The 19,405-nt window shown below is 61.6% G+C and carries 10 protein-coding genes; 7 read left to right on the plus strand and 3 right to left on the minus strand.

The genetic code is table 11. The features are described from left to right. Positions 1-20 precede the first annotated feature (20 nt). From traW to E2E27_RS11915, 7 genes are read left to right on the plus strand one after another with little or no spacing between them, the layout of a single operon-like run. Entirely contained in the window at positions 21-620 is a 600-nt protein-coding gene (gene traW / locus E2E27_RS11885) for a type-F conjugative transfer system protein TraW (RefSeq protein WP_234036266.1), read from the plus strand. Beyond that, entirely contained in the window at positions 617-1,645 is a 1,029-nt protein-coding gene (traU, locus tag E2E27_RS11890) for a conjugal transfer pilus assembly protein TraU (RefSeq protein WP_141459443.1), read from the plus strand. Before traW ends, traU begins: the two co-directional genes overlap by 4 nt. Beyond that, positions 1,642-2,406 carry a type-F conjugative transfer system pilin assembly protein TrbC gene (trbC, locus tag E2E27_RS11895; protein WP_141459445.1) on the plus strand — a complete coding sequence of 255 codons (765 nt, stop codon included), beginning with the start codon at positions 1,642-1,644 and terminating at the stop codon, positions 2,404-2,406. Before traU ends, trbC begins: the two co-directional genes overlap by 4 nt. Beyond that, a complete protein-coding gene (locus tag E2E27_RS11900; protein WP_141459448.1) occupies positions 2,403-4,124 on the plus strand; it encodes a conjugal transfer protein TraN in 1,722 nt (573 codons plus the stop codon). Before trbC ends, E2E27_RS11900 begins: the two co-directional genes overlap by 4 nt. Next, the gene (locus E2E27_RS11905; protein ID WP_141459450.1) at positions 4,105-4,941 is read left to right on the plus strand and encodes a conjugal transfer protein TraF; all 837 of its coding nucleotides are present in this window, start codon (positions 4,105-4,107) and stop codon (positions 4,939-4,941) included. The genes E2E27_RS11900 and E2E27_RS11905 overlap by 20 nt, the downstream gene beginning before the upstream one ends. A 1-nt stretch (position 4,942) precedes the next feature. Next, on the plus strand, positions 4,943-6,367 hold the full coding sequence (locus E2E27_RS11910) for a conjugal transfer protein TraH (protein WP_141461845.1): 1,425 nt from the start codon (positions 4,943-4,945) through the stop codon (positions 6,365-6,367). A 40-nt stretch (positions 6,368-6,407) separates the two neighbouring features. Beyond that, a complete protein-coding gene (locus E2E27_RS11915; RefSeq protein WP_141459452.1) occupies positions 6,408-9,110 on the plus strand; it encodes a conjugal transfer protein TraG N-terminal domain-containing protein in 2,703 nt (900 codons plus the stop codon). 9 nt (positions 9,111-9,119) lie between these two features. On the opposite strand, the gene E2E27_RS11920 is transcribed toward E2E27_RS11915, so the two are convergent. The 3 genes from E2E27_RS11920 to E2E27_RS11930 all read right to left on the minus strand — a co-directional run bounded on the left by E2E27_RS11920 (position 9,120) and on the right by E2E27_RS11930 (position 19,332). Then, positions 9,120-9,347, minus strand: coding sequence for a hypothetical protein (locus E2E27_RS11920; protein WP_141459454.1), 228 nt, complete (start codon positions 9,345-9,347; stop codon positions 9,120-9,122). 99 nt (positions 9,348-9,446) lie between these two features. Further along, entirely contained in the window at positions 9,447-12,143 is a 2,697-nt protein-coding gene (locus tag E2E27_RS11925; protein WP_181443427.1) for a DEAD/DEAH box helicase, read from the minus strand. Continuing rightward, complete coding sequence (locus tag E2E27_RS11930) at positions 12,121-19,332, minus strand: sacsin N-terminal ATP-binding-like domain-containing protein (protein WP_141459458.1); 7,212 nt, start codon at positions 19,330-19,332, stop codon at positions 12,121-12,123. Before E2E27_RS11930 ends, E2E27_RS11925 begins: the two co-directional genes overlap by 23 nt. Positions 19,333-19,405 lie beyond the last annotated feature (73 nt).

Consider the following 19,405-nt stretch of genomic DNA (forward strand, 5'->3'; position numbering starts at 1 on the left):
TCCTCGTAGCCGGTCTTCTGATGGCCGCGCCGGCAAGCGCCCGCGACTACGGCCAGCAAGGCACGGTCTGGCCCGTGATCGAGCCTGACCTGCTCGAGCAAATCCATGCCCGTCTCACCCATCTCGAGAAGACCGGCGAGACGGCCAAGCTCAACGAGGAGCTGAAGCGGCGCACGATAGCGCGCGTCAACCGCCCCGAGCCAGTCGCAGGGATCAATGCTGCGGCGGCAGCGCGCAGCTGGCGTTTCGATCCGACGATCAGCGTCGAGCGCGACATTGCCGACGACAAGGGTCGGGTGATCGTGGCGGCCGGAACGCGGGTCAATCCGCTCGACACCGTACCGCTGCGTGTGACGCTGGTATTCCTCGACGGCGATGATCCCGAGCAGCTTGCCTGGGCAACCCGGCGCTATGCCAGCACCAAGGCCAAGCTCATCCTCGTGCGCGGCGCGCCGCTCGAACTGATGAAGGCCCGCCAGCGCCGCTTCTATTTCGACCAGGGCGGCAGCCTCGTGAAGCATTTCGGCATTCGCGCCGTGCCCGCAACCGTCGAGCAGCAGGGCCGCGTCCTCATCATCACCGAGCAGCCGGTTCGCCCCAAGGAGCGCGCATCGTCATGAGCAGAAAAAATCGTTTTCTCACATGGATATGCTGCGCGATCCTTGTCTGTAGTCTCAGCCTTGCTGCGGCTTCGCCAGCGCAGGCATCTGCCGGTCCGGGCCGCTGCACGGGCAAGTTCGTCAATCCGATCACCGACATTTGCTGGTCGTGTCTTTTTCCGATTTCGGTCGGCGGCCTGAAGATCTGGCCGTCGAGCCGTCCCGACACGAGCAACCCTGCGCTTCCCGTTTGCCTCTGCGGTTTGCGGCCGGGCATCGCCATGGGCTTCTGGGAGCCGGTGCGGCTTGCCGACGTCAGCATGAAGCCCTGGTGTTTCGTCAATCTCGGCGGGATGAAACTCGATCCCGGCTTCGACATCGGGTTCAAGTCGATGGCGGGACCCTCGGCGGTGGGCGGCGCGACGCAGTACAATTCTCAGTGGCATGTCCATTGGTATGCCTATCCGCTGATCTACTGGATGGAGATCGTTGCCGATTTCCTGTGCCTCGAGCAGGGCTCGGTCGACATTCTCTATATCACCGAGATCGATCCGCTCTGGCAGGACAGCGAACTCACCGCGATTATCAATCCCGAAGCGGTTCTCTTCGCCAATCCGCTGGCGCTTGCGGCCTGTGCGGCTGACTGCGTTGCTGCGACGGCCAAGCTTCCGACCGACGAGCTCTTCTGGTGCGCGGGATGCCAGGGCAGCATGTATCCTTTGAACGGCAATGTCTCGGCAACGATCGGGCATGTCCAGGCATCGCGGCTCGCCCTCGCCCGCTTCTCCTACAAGCTGCACCGCGAACTCGTCGCCTGGGGCACGATGGGCAGCAAGGGGCTTTGCGGCAAGTATCTGATGCCGGTGATGAGGAAGCAGCAATACCGCTTCCAGGCCACCAATCCCAATCCGCAGACCAAGGGCCGCTACGCCTGCGCGCCCATTGGCGCCTCCACCACCTTCATGTCGGCAGGTCAGGTCTATCCCGCCATCGGCGAGGACATGGGCTATCTGGTCTGGCGCAAACGGAACTGCTGCGCGCTATGAAAATATTCCCTCATCTCCTTGTAATCGCGTCGATCACTGGCGCGGCCGCTATAGCGGGAGCCGCAGCACAGACGAGCGAACCGGAGCTCAATCTCGAAGCGATACGCGCCCGCGCCAAGGTCGAGGCGAGCGAAGCCGATGCGCTTGCCGCCAATGCCCGCGCGCGCGCCGAGGCAGTCCTTAGCCAAGCCAATGACAGCGCCGCCGAAGCTCAGGCGCATGACAAGCGCTACACCGAGCAAGCGGCAAAATCCTTGCGGCCAGAAAGCGCGGACATCTTCGACTTCGACAAGATGGTGGCCGATGCGGGTACCATGGCCAGCGAGGGCTTGGGTGAAGCACCCCGCTTCATCGCGTTCGCTTCGCTCTCGATGCCGCCAGCGGCCTTGCGCGCCATGGCGGACGACGTTGCCCGTGCAGGAGGTGTGGTCGTACTTCGCGGGCTGCCAGGGGGCAGCGCGAAGACCCTGACCGCAGCGCTCGCGAAAGTTGCAGCGGAGGGCGGCAAGCTCGACGCGGTCGGCATAGACCCGCGCCTGTTTCGCGCCTTCGGGGTCGAGGCAGTCCCAACCTATGTCGTGACCAGCAGCGATTTCGATCTCTGCGATGGCTTCGATTGCCGGACCCAGGTTCCGCCCCACGACCGGATGAGCGGTAATGTGAGCGTGTCCTACGCGCTTGAAACCTTCGCGCAGGGCGGCGGTCCCGGCGCCCTCCTCGCATCCCAGCATCTTGCCCGCCTGAAACGAAGTGACCCATGAAACGGCTTTTCCTCCCGCTTCTCTACCTCGCCTGCGCCTGTCTGCCGACAAGCGTCTCGGCCCAGACCACGACCGATGCCGCCAAAGCGGATGGCAAGGCGTTCGGACGCGACAAGGCGGCTACGGCGCAGAGCGCGGCGACGACCGACCCGGACGCAACCCGCGTTCCCAACTTCGGGGCAGTCCCGAACCAGTCGGGCTATTTCGATGATCCTGACCGGATGGCGCGTGAAGCGGCGAGCCAGGCGACGGCGAACACCGGATACCGGACCATGCGCGATTCCATGGATCGCCGTGCGCAGTTCGCGCCGCAGGATCTCGACGCGGTTGTCGCGCGCAGCACTGTCATCAGCAACGACCCGCTCTCCTACACGAGCGGCATGAGCATCAGCGGGAGCCAGGGCCGCTGCGTCCCCCTGCCTCCGGGAACCGGCACGGCAGCGCGTTACATGGCGACCTGCAACGTCGGCTATACGGCTTCCCAGGAGAACAGAACCTGCCCGGTGACGCTGAATGCCACGATCGAGCAGCGGCAGGTCTATGGCTACTATTGCGTCGGCGGGAGCGGCGTCGATCCGGCATCGATCTACAATTGCAATCGCTACCCGGCGCCGCAATGCACGGTCACGCAGTCCTATCCGATCAATCTGTGCGATCCCTATCTCGGCATCTACTGGGGCTGCAACTCGGGCGACCTGCGCGTCGATCTCGTAAGCTGCACCGCGCCGGTCGATGGCGCGACGCCCTACAGCGTGACCGGCGAGAACGTCGTCACGACGAGCCGCGATGAAAGCCAGTGCGCGGGCCTTGCCGCGGACAATTCATGCCAGCAGGACACCGAAACTTGCACCGACAGCGATCCTGTCACCCGGATCGTCGATGGCATCTCGGTGACCCAGCCCTGCTGGGCATGGTCGCGCAGCTACACTTGCGCCCAATTTACCGAAGCCCAGGACTGCCAGACGCTGGAAAGCACGCCCGGCTGCTCGCTGGTGCGCGAAGACTGCCTTTCGGGTGAGCCCTGTCGGACCTGGGAGCGGGTTTACGACTGCCCGGTTCCGGACCAGCCCGCTGATACCAGCCAGTTCATCTGCGACGGCGACGTCTATTGCATCGATGGCTCGTGCGAGACGATCGAGCGCGAGGCCAATGACGAGTTCAAGGACGCGGTTGTCGCGCTCAACGCGATGGACCAGGCGCGGCGCGAGTTCGATCCCGACACGCTCACCTTGTTCAAGGGCACGCGCAATACCTGCTCGTCCAAGGTCTTCGGCGTGCTCAATTGTTGCAAGGGCAAAGGTTTCCCGCTCATTCCGGGTATCCAGCTGCTTGTCGCGCTCGGCTGCAGCCGCGAGGAAATGCTGCTTCACCAGCGCGATGCGCAAGGCCTGTGCGCCTATGTCGGGACTTATTGCTCGGACAGCTTTCTGGGCGTCTGCCTGACCAAGAAGAAGGTCTATTGCTGCTTTGAGTCCAAGCTTTCGCGGATCCTGCAGGAACAGGGCCGCCAGCAGCTGAACAAGCCCTGGGGCAAGCCCAAGACCGAGCAGTGCCTTGGCTTTACCATCGACGAGTTTTCGCGGCTCGATCTTTCAAAGATGGATTTCAGCGAGGTCTACGCCGAATTCACAGATGCCGCGCGCCTGCCCGACGAGCTCCAGGCCGCCACCGAAATCCAGCAGAAAATCGAGGACTATTATGCCCGCGCCAGCCAATAAGGCCGCCCGGCGGCTGCTTGCCGCCTGCCTCTCGCTCACCGCTGTTGCGCCCGCGCTCAGTGCTCCGGCACACAGCCAGGAACCGCCACTGGTCACGACCAGCGACAGCCAGGACAGCTTCTACTGCGAGGAACGACGCCTTGGTTACTGGTTCTATTGCGCCAAGCCCAAGCCGTCCGAAGTGCAGGAGGAGGCATCTGAGCCTGCTCCGAGTGCGACGAGCCAGCTCGATGCAATCACGGCAAATCTGCGCGAACTGAAAGCCAAGGCGATCCTCGAGCCGACGCCGGCCAATGTGACGGCCTATATCCGCTTTCAGCGCGCCCAGCTCGACCGGGCATCTCTGTTCAGCGATGTCTGGCAGCGGGCGATCTGGCAGGATCCTGACCTCGATTATACGCTCCAGCGCCCGGTTTCGACGCTCGGTAAGCGCCAGTGGCAGGACTCGCGCAATGCCGAGCGCAATGCGGTGATGGCACAGCTCTCGCAGCGCTACGGGCTGTTCTATTTCTTCGCCCAGAGCTGCGGCGCCTGCGAAGTCATGTCGCCGATCGTGCAGAGCGTCGCTTCGACCTGGCACATCACCGTGCGCGCGATTTCGACCGACGGCGGCCCCTCGCGCCATTTCCCGAATTACACCGTTGAGACCAACCAGCGCAGCCGGATGGGGCTCGAGCCCAAGGTCACGCCGGCGGTCGTGCTCTGGGATGCCGCCAAGGGTCAGCCCATCCCGATCGGCTACGGCGTGATGAGCGCCGACGAGCTTCAGGACCGCATTTACCTCCTCACATCGAAGGAAGCCGGACGTGACTACTAGGATGAAACGTGCCGTCGCCGCGATCCTCGCGGCCACCCTGCCCCTTACCAGTGCATCGGCCGATGTCGGTAGTTCGATGGACTCGTTCCTGAACGATGTCGGCGGCGCCGCCAACGTCAATGGGCCGACCGCGTTCCAGGGTCAGTCGGCAGGCTATTACAGCCTCGGCAACGTCTGGACGCGCTTCCCTCAGAAAACGACCAACATCGCCAATCTGCAGCTGCCGCGCGCCCGTGCGGGCTGCGGCGGCATCGACATCTTTGCCGGATCCTTCAGCTTCATCAACGCGAGCGAGATCGTCGCGATGCTGAAGGCTGTCGCCAACAATGCGGTCGGCTTTGCTTTCAGCCTGGCGATCGACACGGTCTGCCCGGAATGCTCGAAGATCATGCAGGAGTTCAGCCAGAAGGCTCAGCTCATGAACAACCTCAACATCAACTCCTGCGAAATGGCGCAGGGGCTGGTCGGCGGCATCTGGCCCAAGGGTGATCTTGCCGACAAAGCGATCTGCGAGGCGATCGGCAATTCGGAAGGCATCTTCACCGACTATGCCGCCGCCAAGCACGGCTGTGGTACCAAGGGGCAGCGGGCGAGCACGACCGCGCAGGGCGACGGCGAATATGCCGACGTTAACCCGGCCGTCGCGCGCAACTACACCTGGACCATCCTCAAGAAGTCCGCGTTCTTCTCGCCGAACGGCACGTTCGACCGCGAACTCGCGGAATATGCGATGACGCTGATCGGCACGATCATCTACGTGCCGCCCAAGGATGACGAGCCGGGCAAGTTCGTGCCCTTTGCGGGCGACGCCTCCTCGACGCTGGTGACCGCGCTGCTCGACGGCACGTCTGGCAGCAGCGTGAAGGTCTTCGACTGCGACGAGCCCGACCAGTGCCTCAATCCCAGCTTCAAGACGCTTAGCCTGCCTGCCTCCAAGGCGCTCCGCCCCCGCGTCTCTGCACTGATTGCGGGCATGGTCCAGGCGATCCACGACGACACCGCGATCACCGATGCGCAGAAGGAGCTGCTGCAGGTCGCCTCGGTCCCGCTTTACAAGATCCTCACCGTCCAGGCCGCCTATGGCCGCGGCATGCCGACCGATGATCGTGAGACGCTCGCGGAGATTGCCAGCGTCGACCTTCTGTTCGCGGTGCTCGACAGGATCGTCAGCGAAGCCGGCCGCTCGATGTCGAGCTTCATCGGCGCGGACGAAGCCAAGATCGCCATGTGGCAGGGACAGGTCAACGTTGTCCGGCAGGCACTCGCGGACCGGCAGGCGAACACCCACCTAAAGGTGGGCGCCATCATGCAGATTATCGAGAAGACAGCGTTCATTGAGAACGTGCTCGCCGCCTCGATGTCGCCGGGTATGGCCGCCTCGCTCGACTGGTCGCGCGGCGTGCAGTCGCGCGCCCTCACCCACTGATCCCCTTTCAGCGCGCCGGGAACGGCGGGAGCCCAGCAGCATGGTCGAAATTTTCACGGTTGGCGGCGGCGATTACCTGGTCAATGTCTTTCAGGCGGTCGCCGCCTGGACGGGAAATGGTGGCTACAAGAGTCTCCTCCAGGTCGTCCTGGTCATGGGCCTTGGCCTGTCCGCCCTCACGCTCGCCTTCAATCAGGACTGGCGCGCCTGGATCAACTGGTTCCTAGGCGCAACGCTGATCTACTCATGCCTGATGGTGCCGCGGCTCGACGTGCATGTGACCGATCGACTCAACCCCGGCCTCGCCCCTACCAATGTCAGCAACGTGCCGCTGGGTCTTGCGCTGATGGCGAGCTTCACCAGCCAAGTCGGCGATTATCTGACCGGATCGGCGGAGGTGGTGTTCGGGCTTCCGGGCGATCTCAACTACTCGAAGAACGGCATGATCTACGGCGCGCGGCTTTACGATGCGACGCGTAGCTTGCGCATCTCCGACCCCGAATTTGCCGCCAATCTCGACGAGCATTTCCGCCAATGCGTCTTCTACGACGTGCTGCTTGGCCGCTATTCAATGAAGCAGCTCGCCGAAACGGGCGACATTTGGGCAACGATCGCGCCGGGCAGCCAGGCTCGGGCACAGCGCTTCCTGACCCGCGATGCGACGTCCGGCCAGGTGACCTCGGCCATCGTGACCTGCCGGGAAGCCTATGACACGCTGAACGCCCAGTGGGCGGGCCTCGTCGACGATATGGGAACCGTTTTCGGCCGCCAGCTCTATCCCAACCAGACGGCGGCGCTCGCCAAGGCCAAGCTGTTCGCAGACCTGCCTGTGGCCTATCAATATCTGAGCGGCGTCTCGGCCAACGCGACCGAAATCTTCAAGCAGACCCTGACAATCAACGCGATGAGCCAGGCCATGCATTCGATGGCCGGCGGCAGCGGTGCCTCCAGTGTCGACGTCTATTCCCAGACGCGGGCGGACATCCAGACCGAGCGCACCTACAGTTCGATCGCCAGCAACGCGATGAAGTGGGTGCCGCTCCTGAACATCGTCCTGACGGTGCTGTTCTACGCGCTCTTCCCGGTCCTCTTCCCGCTGTTCCTGCTGCCCAAGACCGGCCCGGTCGCCCTCAAGGGTTATATCACCGGCTTCTTCTATCTCGCTGCCTGGGGGCCGCTCTTTGTGATCCTGCACATGATATTGATGTACAAGGGCGCCACCGACATGGCAGCGGTCGCCGGAACGAATGGCCTCAGTCTTGCGAGTTTCACCGGCATGGCCGACGTCAACAGCGATATCGGATTGCTGGCAGGCTACCTCATAGCCTCCGTGCCCTTTCTCGCCGGCGGGGTCGCCAAGGGCGCGATGGCCATTTCGCACCACGCGACAAGCTATCTCAATCCCAGCCAGAATGCAGCCGAGGAAGCCGCGCGCGAGGCCAGCACCGGCAATGTCTCGCTGGGCAACAAAAGCTTCGAGAATTCGAGCGTGCTGACCCGCCAGTTCGCGCAAGGGACCATTGCGCCCAGCTTCACGTATGGCGCGGCCCAAACCCGGACGTTCAGCGACACCGGCTCGATGACGACCAGTTTCTCCGAAGCCAGCTACGATCAGCTGCCGAATTCGAGCTATCCGTTCACGCCCAGCCTCGGGCAGGAGTTCACCTCGCGCCTGTCGACGATGGCATCGCAGGCCCGCTCCAACAGCGAGAGCTATGCCAACATCGCCACGGAATCGACCACCAGCGCCGTCACGAAATTCCGCGAACTCCGCAGTCAGTTCAGTCGCGGATCGGCTTTCGAAAGCGCCACTGGAACGTCCAACTCCGACAGCATCCAGACCGCCTTCAACGAGGTCGATCAGGCATCGACCAACCTGCAGCGGCAGTTCGGCCTTTCGCGACGGGCAGCCGACGACATTTCGACCGCATGGTTTCTCGGTGGCGAAGCCGGCGCCAGCGCTGGAGTTACAAACGGGGTGGCATCAGCCAATGTCGGTTTGAAGGGTGGTGGCACGCGCACTTGGACCGACAGCGATATCGGCATCGCATCGGAGGATCGCTCGCGAATCTTCGGCAGCCTCGCGCAGATGTCCGACAGCCGGAACTGGTCGAGCACGCGCGATGGGTTCATTCGCACCGTAAGCACGTCATCGAGTTCCTCGATCTCATCGACTGCGAGCGGGATGAACGCTTCGCTTACCGAGGCGCAGAGCTACAGCCGCGAAGCTCGGCGGGCAGAGGAGCTGGCAAACCGCCTCGAAAGCCAGGCATCGTTCTTCGAAGGCAACAGTGCCGCAGGCAGCCTCAATCTGTCACAAGCCTACCGCGAATGGGGTTTGGTCGAGATCGAGCGCAATCGCGACTTCTATGGCAATGTGCGGTTTGACGATCTGGCGTTCCAGCTCAGTCCGGAAGGCCAGGCGCTGCAAGGCAAGTTCATCGAGAGCTATGCCGATCAACTCCGTGACGGGATCGAGGACCGGCTCGTCCTGTCTGCGGGCCAGCCAATCTCGCGCCCTACGGTCGCTGGTCCGGGATCAGTGCGCGGCCGCGCCCAAATCGGCGGAGGAGGTCCAGGAAATGTGCCGCAGGTGGATTCCGGCGATCTTCACGACGAGGTTCGGCGAGCTCAAGCGGCCGGTCGTCAGAGGATCCGCGGATCCAGAGGGCGTCTGGATGCCGCTACCAAAGGCGCGCAGGGTGCGAGCGCGGAGTCGGCGGATGAGGTGAAAGAATGGTGATAAATGAGATCACCAAAGTCCGGTTGATGCACCAGCCAAATACGCGAAACCTGCGGCAATCACGAGCAAAACCGTGATCGTCAGCTTCCGCCCCCACGGATCGGCCCAGGACTTTTTGATCCGATATTCCATCAGGCGATTGTCACGGATCGCCTGATCGATTTCGGACAGGCCCTCCCACTTCGGGGCGCGATGCTCGGCAGTTTCGATGTCGAACTTGGTCATGATCGCATTCATCTCGCTTCTCCTTAGAACATAGCAGAAACAAGGGCTCAAGCCAGAAAAACATGCCCCACGGGAGACGCGCAGCCTTTCCTCAGAACTCGGAGAGGACGGTCATGTACCGGCTTCTTGATCCGGCAGAAGCATGACCTCACTACGGATGCCGGGCCGGGTCATCATGTCGGCGATAGCCGGCAAGCTTGCCGACATTGCAGAAAGGAGATTCTTCTCCAGTGTCTTCAGTTGCTCGCCGTTCACGGAAGGCGGCTTGAGATTGTCTGCTCGTCCCAATGTGTTGAGCATCTGCAGAACCTCCCAATCCCGCAGGACATGGGTCTGGCCTTCCTGATCGCGCCATGCCCCCAGCACAATCCTGGTAACCGAATGGTCCTGGCCGGTGACCTGGTCCTCGACCGAAGCAATGAGCAAGGGAGCGGGTAATCGCAGGCAGATCGCCAACGTGCTTTGCAGGCCCTCTCCTTCCTTCAAAGCGCGATCGAAAAGCGTGTGCCCCACCCCCACAAGACGCGTCGGGCCTTCCCGATTGCCCAGGCGGGCGTTGCGATCGAACAGCAGGCCTTTGTACCGATCCTGCATCGCGTAATCTTCATCCACCCATTTCTCAGGCGTCAGGACATCCAGCCCGTCGTCCCTCCGGAACACGCGCCGGCCTTGGGATTCCATCATCATCGCAAAGAAGCGCTCGAGATCGGGAAGATCGACCAGCGGGAGGTTTCGTCCAACTTGGGCAAAATCGAAGCGGGTCACGTTCCCGAGCATCGTCTTGACCTTGTCGACCAGATCTTCTCCGCCAATGGTGGCAGATTCCCGGTCGAACCACTGGCCAAGGCTTTCGCGCGATTGCGTCTGCCCAGCCGCAAAAATCTTCTCGAATGCGCTCGGGCCGGTCATGCCGATGACGAGCTGACTGATGTCTTCTCGTTCGTCCATGGCCTCGTCGAGGGTGCGCTGAATCCGCTCGAGCTTGGCATTCAATAGATCCCAAATTCGCGCCTCGACCGTATCCGGGTTCCTCAGGATGAAGACCTGAACCGGCCTCGTCTGACCATAGCGGGACAGCCGGCCAACGCGTTGGTGCAGGCGCATCGGATTCCAAGGCATGTCGACATGGATGAGAGTCGCACAGCGCTCTTGAAGGTCGATACCTTCGCCGGCCGCTTCAGTTGAAACAAGAAAACGGATGGTGCCCTGGTTAAACGCTTCTGCTGCCGCCTCGCGCGACCAACTCTTTGGCCCCCGCGACCCGTCCGCCTTGTTGATTTCCTCCAAGCGCTCATCGCCATTGATGAATGCACAGCAACCGTGACCAAAACGCGCGTGCAAGGCATCGACGACCAGAGCCTGGGTGGCCTTGTATTCGGTGAAGAGGAGTACGGGTTCGTCAGCAGGCAATTCGCGGTCGATGAGATCGACCAGACGTCCGATCTTGCGCTCTTGCTGAATGGGTTCGGCCAACTCGAGCAGTTCATCAAGCCTCGCAATCTCGCCTTCCATCAGTTCGGCGAGCATTTTGCTCCATGCTTCTTCGTCGGCTCGGGCACGATCGTCCAATGTCTCGTCCTCGTCTCCCTCCATTATGGTCGGAAACGGTGCGCGTGCCTGCTCGGCAACATCGGCCAGCTTCGCCCGGCGCTTGGTCAGAGCACTGCGAATGGCCGCAATGGAACTGGCGGCCAGCTTTTGCAGCGCAATCAGCAACAGCATCCGCGCTGACTGCGCCCGGCCATCGAGGGTCGATGCATAGGCTCGCCCATCAATGATGAAGCTGCTCAGCGTTTCATAAAAGGCGCTTTCCTCCGGGCTGAAGGCGTATTCTCGCGTCTCGACCGTGACCGGCGTGAAGAGGCGGTTCCCTTTGAGGTCGGTGACCGTCGCCTTGTTATTGCGGATCATGACTTCGGGAAGCTTAGTCAACTGCTCGTCGATGTCATGTTCGGGTCCGAACTGGTCCGGATCAAGCAGGCTGAGCAGGGAAAGAAAGCCGAAGTCCTTTCCGCGGTGCGGCGTGCCGGTGAACAGAAGCAGAGAACGGATTTTGTGCCGCTCCTCGAGCGCGCGCAGAAGCTGGAAAGAAAGCGTCTCTCCCGTCCGTTCATCGGCGTGGAGGTGGTGCGCCTCGTCAACCACGACCGCATCCCACGGGTCAGCGGAGAGGAACCGACTGCCTTCGGATCGGCCGTCTGCAACTTCCCGGCGAAGTGTGTGGACGGATGCGACCACCATGTTCGCCGTATCCCAAAAATCCACGGTCGGCGTATCAACCGAGCGGTCGTAGACCTGCAGGCGGATATCGAACATCTGACGCAAACGCTTTTGCCATTGGGGCACCAATTTGGCAGGCGCCAGCACCAGCAGGCGACGGATTTGCGCCCGAGCCACCAAAGGCATGAGCACCAGGCCAGCTTCTATGGTTTTGCCCAACCCCACATCGTCGGCCACCAGCCATCGGAAAGGGAATGTCCGGTTGACCTTGTGACAGACCCAGAGCTGATGCGGGAGCAGCTGGACGCGCGATCTTGAGAACACCCCCCACTGATCGTTCACCGAGCGTATCGCCATCGCGCTTGCGCGCATCAAAGTTTCCGCACTTTCATCGAAGGTACGGGTCGTCAGTGCCTGATCGAGCGAGCGAGCGAGCGTGAGTTCCGTGCGCAGAACCTGCTGGATCGCTGCGCCAAAACGCGCAACAACGAATTCGCCGGCATCTGCGATCACCTGACCCACGCCGTGACGTGGGTGGTTCACCCTTGTATCGGCGGCCAGTGCTTCAGGCATCTTCATCGTCGGCATCGTCCCAATCGTTGTCCGGTCGCCATTCCTCGACATCCGCATCGTAGAGGATCGAGGCGAGGTCATCGCGGTGCTTGGCCAGTGTGATTATGTGCAATGGCAGATCACCGTCGCCATCGAATTGAGCGTCGTCGCCGATAAGACGCTCAACTGCCCCATGCAGGGCGCGTCCCTCGTCAATGCCGCGCTCGAACTGGCCCAGGCCGAGCGTATATGCGAGACGACGGACGCGTTCCGCCGTGCTCCAGCCATACGGCATGATCCGTTCGACCTGCGCCTGCGAATAGATACCCTTGCGGGCCAATTCGCGCACGAGCCAGTTCGCGCCGATGCCGAGCGATCGTGCCAGAGGCGCTGCTTCAATGCTCATGCGAGCGGCAACTTGAGAGAAGGCCGGTCGCAAGTGTCCGCGTAGGCTTACCTCGCCCTCCTGGGCTACGACGGCAGGCAATTTCAGGAAGAGCCTCTGGTAGCTTTCGAGATGCCTCGCGATCATGCACAGGTCAGGAAGGCATCGGCGCCACATCAGGTAGCCTTCATCCGCATCCGGATCGCTCCAGGCGCGTAGGCGCTCAACGAAAGGTCTCAGTTCCTTGTCACACGGATCGATTGTCGCGAGTTCGTGCCACCAGCCATCCTGGATCGCTTTGGCAACAAACTGCCGGGACTGAGCTGGCTTAATCCTCCCCAGCGTCTGGAACGTTGCGAGCGAGAGCATGGTAAACCAGGCGGGCTTATCCCCGTCAGCCAGGGCTGCCGAGGAAAAGTCTTCAGGATACACCGCGCGATCATAGGCATCGCGAAGTTCGCTGCGATTGTCCCGCCACCATTGCGCAATACCCGAGAGCGCCAGCTCAGCATCAGGTTGCCAGGGGCTGTTCGGATCGGTCGGTATTGGAGTGATGCCGAAGGAATACCCTAGCTTTGCGAGCAGCCGATTTTTCTCGTCCTGCTGCAGTCCGGCCAGCAAAGGTGAATTCGCCAGTTCATTCACACTGGGGAGCCACTTTGCGGCGCTCGCCAGCTGAGCAACGGTCCGATCATCCGCACCGACCAGGTAGCGAATAAAGCCTTGTTGACGCGCGGCACTGTCACCGGCGCTCTCTGCCCATTTCTCCCAAACATTCGGGCTATGACCTGCCTGCTCACGCGCAAAGGCGGCGAGTTCGAAGCCAGCGCCCGCATAGCTCGCTGCGAGGCGTCCTGAGGACGGGGCGAAGGCCGCGCGTTGTTGTTCATCGCTATTGCCCTGTGGAAACGCCAGCAGCCGGATTGACTGCCAACTGCCGTCCTCTGCAAGCCAGAGCCGCTCGCGGAAGAACTTGCGCAGTTCAAAATCTTCCTCTCCGGTCATCGCGAGCGTGACTGCCTCGTCACGCAGACAGGCAAGCGCATCCGCCAGGCCGGAATCTATTCCTTCGTCTCCTGCAAACGTCTCGGCCAATTTGACCGCGTCCAAGGGTTGCCCCGAAGGCAACCCCACAGCTCTCAGCAATTGTCCCGTTTCCTCGGTAACGATTGCCTTCTCGAGCTCTTCTTGGGCTAACAAATCCGAGATAGAGCTTTGGGCATCGCGAGCGGCAAGCCCTCCCGAAAAGCGCCACTTCACATCGGCTGCCCGCGCCGAACCGCCAAAGGCCAATGGCACTAGCGGTCGCTCCGCCAATAGTCGTGCCAGCCCTTGTCCGGACTTGTGCAGCGACTGTTCGGACCCCTGACTTACCAAGTCTCGGGCAAAGAGTGGCACAAGCCTTCGCCAGAAATCGTCGAACCCTTCCGGATCCAGGCCTGTAGCACGCGCGAAGCTTGCCCAGTCCGCGAGGCAATAGTCATAGAAAGCAATGAGCCGCGGCCCGAGAGCAAGGCCGAGCCGGGCAAATCGGCTATCCTTTTCGTCAGCCGTACCGGACAATTGCGTGCGACCGGGATCAACGGGAAAGCGGCCTTCCAACAACCAGGCGCCGCGACGGCGCTCGCCCACGAGCGGAACCAGATGCCAGAACTGCGGCACATCCTCGGGAAAGGCATGGGGTCCGCTGCGTCCGAACGGCAGAAACAGGCGGAACTCATTCCCCAAATCAAACCGCAAAACATAGCGGGCGCCGTCGAGGGTAAGCCAGCCTACTCCTTCGATCAGCGGATGTTCCTCGTGCCGGAACGCCTGCTCGTTTTTTCCGTCCACCAATTCGATGGCGGCATCCCGGCCAAGTGCCGTCAGATACGGCGCAGCCTCGCGAAATGCGTCCCAGGCCTCAAGGGCTTCCCGAGACCGATCCGGTGCCACTGGAATTTCAATGAGGGTCGCTTTGCGCCCCCTATCATGAAATGAGGACACGGCTCGGCTACCGGCTTCCCAGTCGGCAGGGATCATCCCGCCCAAGATGCGGATAGCGATTCCGCCGCTGGCGAGCAGGATCTCGTCAGCCAGCATGTGCACTGTCTTGAACCCAAGGCCGAAGCGGCCAGTTACCGCATCCCCTTCCTTGGCAGAATGGTTGATGGCCAGCATATTCGAGAGGTCGCGGCGGTGCCCTTCTTCTTCTGCCTTGAGTGGGTGACTCCCGGGCTGATTGATCGGCCGCCCCCAATGGATCACCCGCAAACAGGCAAGCACCTCATTGGAATCGTAGATGGCTTCGACGCGGAAGCGCCCGTCCCCGTGCCACTGCGCCTGGGCATCGACGGCGTTCTGGTATAGCTCGAACAACACTCGATGTGGGGCATAGCCCATCTCGTCGATCTTCTGGCGGGTGGCTTCGAGGAGCTCCCTCGCTCCCTTGTCCGACTGCGCGGCTGCCCAAAGTGCGTTGCGGGCCTTGTCCCGGTCGCGGGGCGCATCGCGATGATAGTCATTCACTGCTGCGCGCATCACAGGTCCGGTCTTAATGCCGGCGAGGCGATCGTGGAGTACCTCCTGCAATTCCACGCAGGTATCGGCGAGTGTGCGTTGATCGCTGGCAAAATAGCTGGCCAGCAGTTCGGACAGTGTCGCCTTGTGACGCTCGAAACCCAGCATCAGAGCAATGGCCAGCTTCCGGACAAACTGATCCAATAATTGCCGTGCCTCGGCCTCATCGCATGGTGAAACCGGTCCGATCACGAGATCAAAGACGTGCCGATAGCCCGCTTCGTCGCGTTCAAGTCCTCGGTAGATACAATCCAGCAGCAGGGTATCGTCTTTTCCCGACAGGGGGACGGTGCAATCCGAGCCAGCCGCTGATCGCACAGTGACCTGCCCGTGTTCCGGCAACTCCACTGCGAAGCGCAATTCGGCAAGGCGCTCCAGATTGGCGTTGGCCATGCCGCGCTGTTCGTCGGCCAACGCATCGAGATCGTCGCAAATGCGGTGGAAGGAGCGTTGACCTTCCCACTTGCTGGCGAGAGCCTGAATTTGCTCGTCCCTGCCGAGCATGGCCAGCGCCAGCAGGATGCCGTCATGCACGTCATACTGGCTGAGCGGCGAGAAAGCGCGTTCGATACTGCTCAGCCAGTCCGAAGCGACCGGTACAACTGTTCGGCTGGATGGCGCCGCTTGATCATCGCGCTGCTCCAGCTTGTCTGCATAATCGCGCGCCAACAGCGATGATGGCTCGATTCCGGCTGCACTCAAAGCGAGGCTATCTGCCCGGCCGAAACCACCCGCTTCGTTCGGAACAAGCAGATCGGCGGGAAGATAGCTGGACCCATTCGTCAAAGCCGTCAGATTTCGGCCAAATGCTGCAAGGTAGAGTCGCCGTGCCGCTTCAGCATTTGTGCCGAGCCCGCTCAGGCCGGCCACCGCATTCAACTGAGCAACGATGCCCGTCCGAGGGGGCGCATTTAGAACTTCGGCCATTCCTGCAACGACCGCTTCCATCGCCCCGTCGCGCAAGGCTGCAGAGATCAAAGGCCACGCTTCCGCATTGAGCTCTGCATTCGAGCTCGCCAACTTCGTCAACTCGTCAAGATGCTCCACGACATCGAGGCACAAACCGGTTGCACCGTGGTCGGCTGCAAGCTGGGAGGCCAAGAGAAATGACTGGGACCGATCCGGTTGAAGGCGCCCTAGGTGGCGCTGCACATTCCCGTCGCGCAGGCAGCCGGGAAGCGTACTGGCAAATAAAAGTCCGCCTTGGTCGAGAACCAGGTTCTCAAGGGCACGTCCCGCATCCAGGGGCAGGTCGAGAACCTTGGTTGGTGTCCATGCATTGCCATCCGCAGCGATCCATGCGGTCTGACGAAGCGCTTCTAACAGATCATCAGGCAGGTGCTCTATTCCGCCCAATCCCGCAGCAATTTCCGAGGTGAAGCGTTCAGGGTTTGGCGCGGCCAATGCCGTGCGGATCGCCGCTTCAGGCCCCCAACGCGCGACAAGCCTGTTCTGAACCGCCGCTGCTGGCGGATCTCCCCATAGCTCGACCAGACGCGTAAAAGGCAAGAGCGCGGGTGCGACATCCGAAGTGCGACCGCGGAACAGGTCTGTGGCTGGAAGCAGACTTTCGCACCCATCGGATCGGTGCAAAGGCAGCGCTTTCAGAACATCGTCATCGATACCCGCGTTGAGCAATGCGATGGCTTTGGCATCGTCGAGGATCGGCAAGGTACCGGCGCGCTGTGCATCCAGCAACCAAGCACCCAAATTGGTGACATCGACACGGTGCAGGCCAATCCGATCGCGAAGAGCCTTTTTCAATTCTGCCGCCGTCACCGAGGACACGAGACGTTCCTCTCTACCCTGCAGCAGCACTTGCACCAGATCGTCGAGAATCCCGCCGAGATCATCCAGCTCGATCAGCCCAACATGCGATGGCAAGGTGGGATCGCGTACAACAAGCTGGCGCAATTCGTCGCGAGGCGCATCTGCACCGAGCAGCTCCGCGAGCTCCCCACACTTGCCAGGATCCCCGAAACTTTCGGCCTGCCTCAAGACGGCCAAGAGGCATTCCGCCTTCTTTGCCGAAGCCAGGTCCCCAAGACCGCCATCCTTCAACCCGACTCGGTAGATTTCGGGCGCCGCGATCGCACCGGCGAGCACGAGGAGCTCCCGATTCGGTGCCGCATCGAACAGAAAGCCTTTACGCCTCAGACCCGCGATGGCGCCCAGAGATAACCGAACGTCCGCTTCGTCTTGCATCAACCGCGCGGGGATAACCTGCAAATCGCTACCCCGGCGATCCGCCGCCAATGCATCGAGCGAGGGGCCGTTGCGCAACAAATGCGATATCAGTGCCGAAGCTTCCTGCGCTACGCTCCCTCGAGCTGAAAGGAAGGGCTCCGCGACCGCCAATAATTCGATCGTCTCATTCAGCCCCAGCTGCCGGGACATCGCCCCGCCCTGCTCCGCCCATGTTGCCTTGACCGGAATGCTACTTCCCACTGCAGCCAGCGCCCGAACAAGCTCCCGATTTTCTACGCTGGTAGGAAGGACAAGGAGGCGATCCTGCGGCAGGCGCCGAACCAGCGGTTTAAGCTTCTCGGCACTGGCAAAACTTTGCTCGACCATGGCGATGGCGCTGCGGTAAGTTTCAGCCAGCGCCGCCCGTGCTGCTTCGCCGGGCTGCGCCACATCGAGCACCGCCGACAGCGTTTCGGCCACTTGTCCTTTCTGAAAAGCAGAGGGACCGGCAAGGCGCACCAACTCGGCGAGCTGCGCGTCCGGCCAGCGCGGATCGGCATCAGCCAGCACGGTACCAAAAGCCAGGACGATCCCATTGTCGCGGCACCAGTCTTCAAGTCCTGGAAAAGCGGCCTTGAGGCGGGCCAGCGACGTCGCATCGCCCCTCACTATTGGCCGCAAAGATGCGCTGGAACAAACTTGCCAGCTCTCCGTCTTCTCACCGGGCCAACACCGGGCCATGCCCCTGCCCTGGCAGACATCGACGCGGTTCTCGTCCCACCAAGCAGTGCTTCGGAGCGCGCGGACCAGCGCATGACGATCTGGCTCGGCAGGCATACCCGGAAGTGAATCTGCCAGCGCGTCGAGCATCAGCGGCAAACTGGCCTCCCGGCGCAGCGCTTCGTTCCAATCGCTCTCGATGTGATCGTCGCTACGCAGCTTCCGACGGTCGCTGGAAACGAAAAAATAGCCGTGGATCAGCACGTCAATGTCATGCGTTCCATGACTGAGCGGCGTGTTCAGTACGGGCTGGCCAAGCGGTAGATAGACCGTGTCGCGGACACGCAGGACCGCTTCACCCTCTTTGGCCGACGAGCGGCAGACAAGGACTGCTCCGTGAGGGTTGGCTTTGGGCGGGATTAGCTTGCGATGGATGTCGAAGACCTTGTCCCATCCATCCTGGTCAAGCAGCCTGGCGGCCTTGCCGCCGGGCATCCATTGCTGCCGCCCATTGAACTCGAGCGCAAATCCGGCACCATCGATCTGTCCGGCAATAATCGGATCGCCCTGATCAATTCCGGGTCCGGATAGTCGGCGGGCTCCCTTTCCGAGCGAAAGCCGGCGTCCCTCCCCCACAGTTGGCCTGACCTCAATGGATTGCAGGCTACGAAGACAGGAAAGTGCCGCGGGAAGCTCCGCACCTTGCAATATGTCTGCAATAGCGCTGTCGGGTTCCCAATTTCGGTCAGAAAGACAAAGATCATACCCTGGCCGCAATTTCGCTGTCCGCAGCGGGAGGAAAAGCGCCATACCCTTGCCAAGGCCGATTTCCGCGACTTTCTCGAGCAGCATTTCGGCGTCGGCAGTAGTCAGGGAAGGCCAGGCCGTGGCCGCAACGTCGGCCTCGCTTACCTTTTCCCACGGGTTCATGATCAGAAGGCGTGGACGTCCACCTTCGTCCTCGACCCTTCCCAGCGCGATAAAGGCATCGCAAAGGTGATAAACTGACTTTTGCCCGAGCCCAAAGCGTCCTACCGCAGCGCGCTCATCTGCCTTGCTGCCACCGCTGGCGCGAGTGATCCCGTCCATGTTCCGGGCGAAGACTTCCCCGTCGTTTGCCACAATCAGGCCAGGAGTTTGCAGCAACGGATTGCTCGCCTCCGGAAAGCCGTTGTGCCCGACGACAATCAAACGCTTCGCGCCGGCGTCTTCGGCGTTTTGGAGCAGTTCTTTAAAGATCGTGAAGCCAGAGGCGTAGCTCTCGCGTAGAATCTGCTGGAGCCGCTCGATATCGCTCTCCGCCGAGTGAACCAGTCCGCTCGATCTCACATCCATCTCGACCTGGTACGAGATTGATGCGTCAGATACGGTCACATTCACCCCGGTTCCCCCTATCAACCTTTGCGGCACAAACGTACTGAAAACTATTCATCATCGTGAAATAAAA

The organism is Porphyrobacter sp. YT40 (genome assembly GCF_006542605.1).
In the GTDB taxonomy this organism is placed as follows: domain Bacteria; phylum Pseudomonadota; class Alphaproteobacteria; order Sphingomonadales; family Sphingomonadaceae; genus Erythrobacter.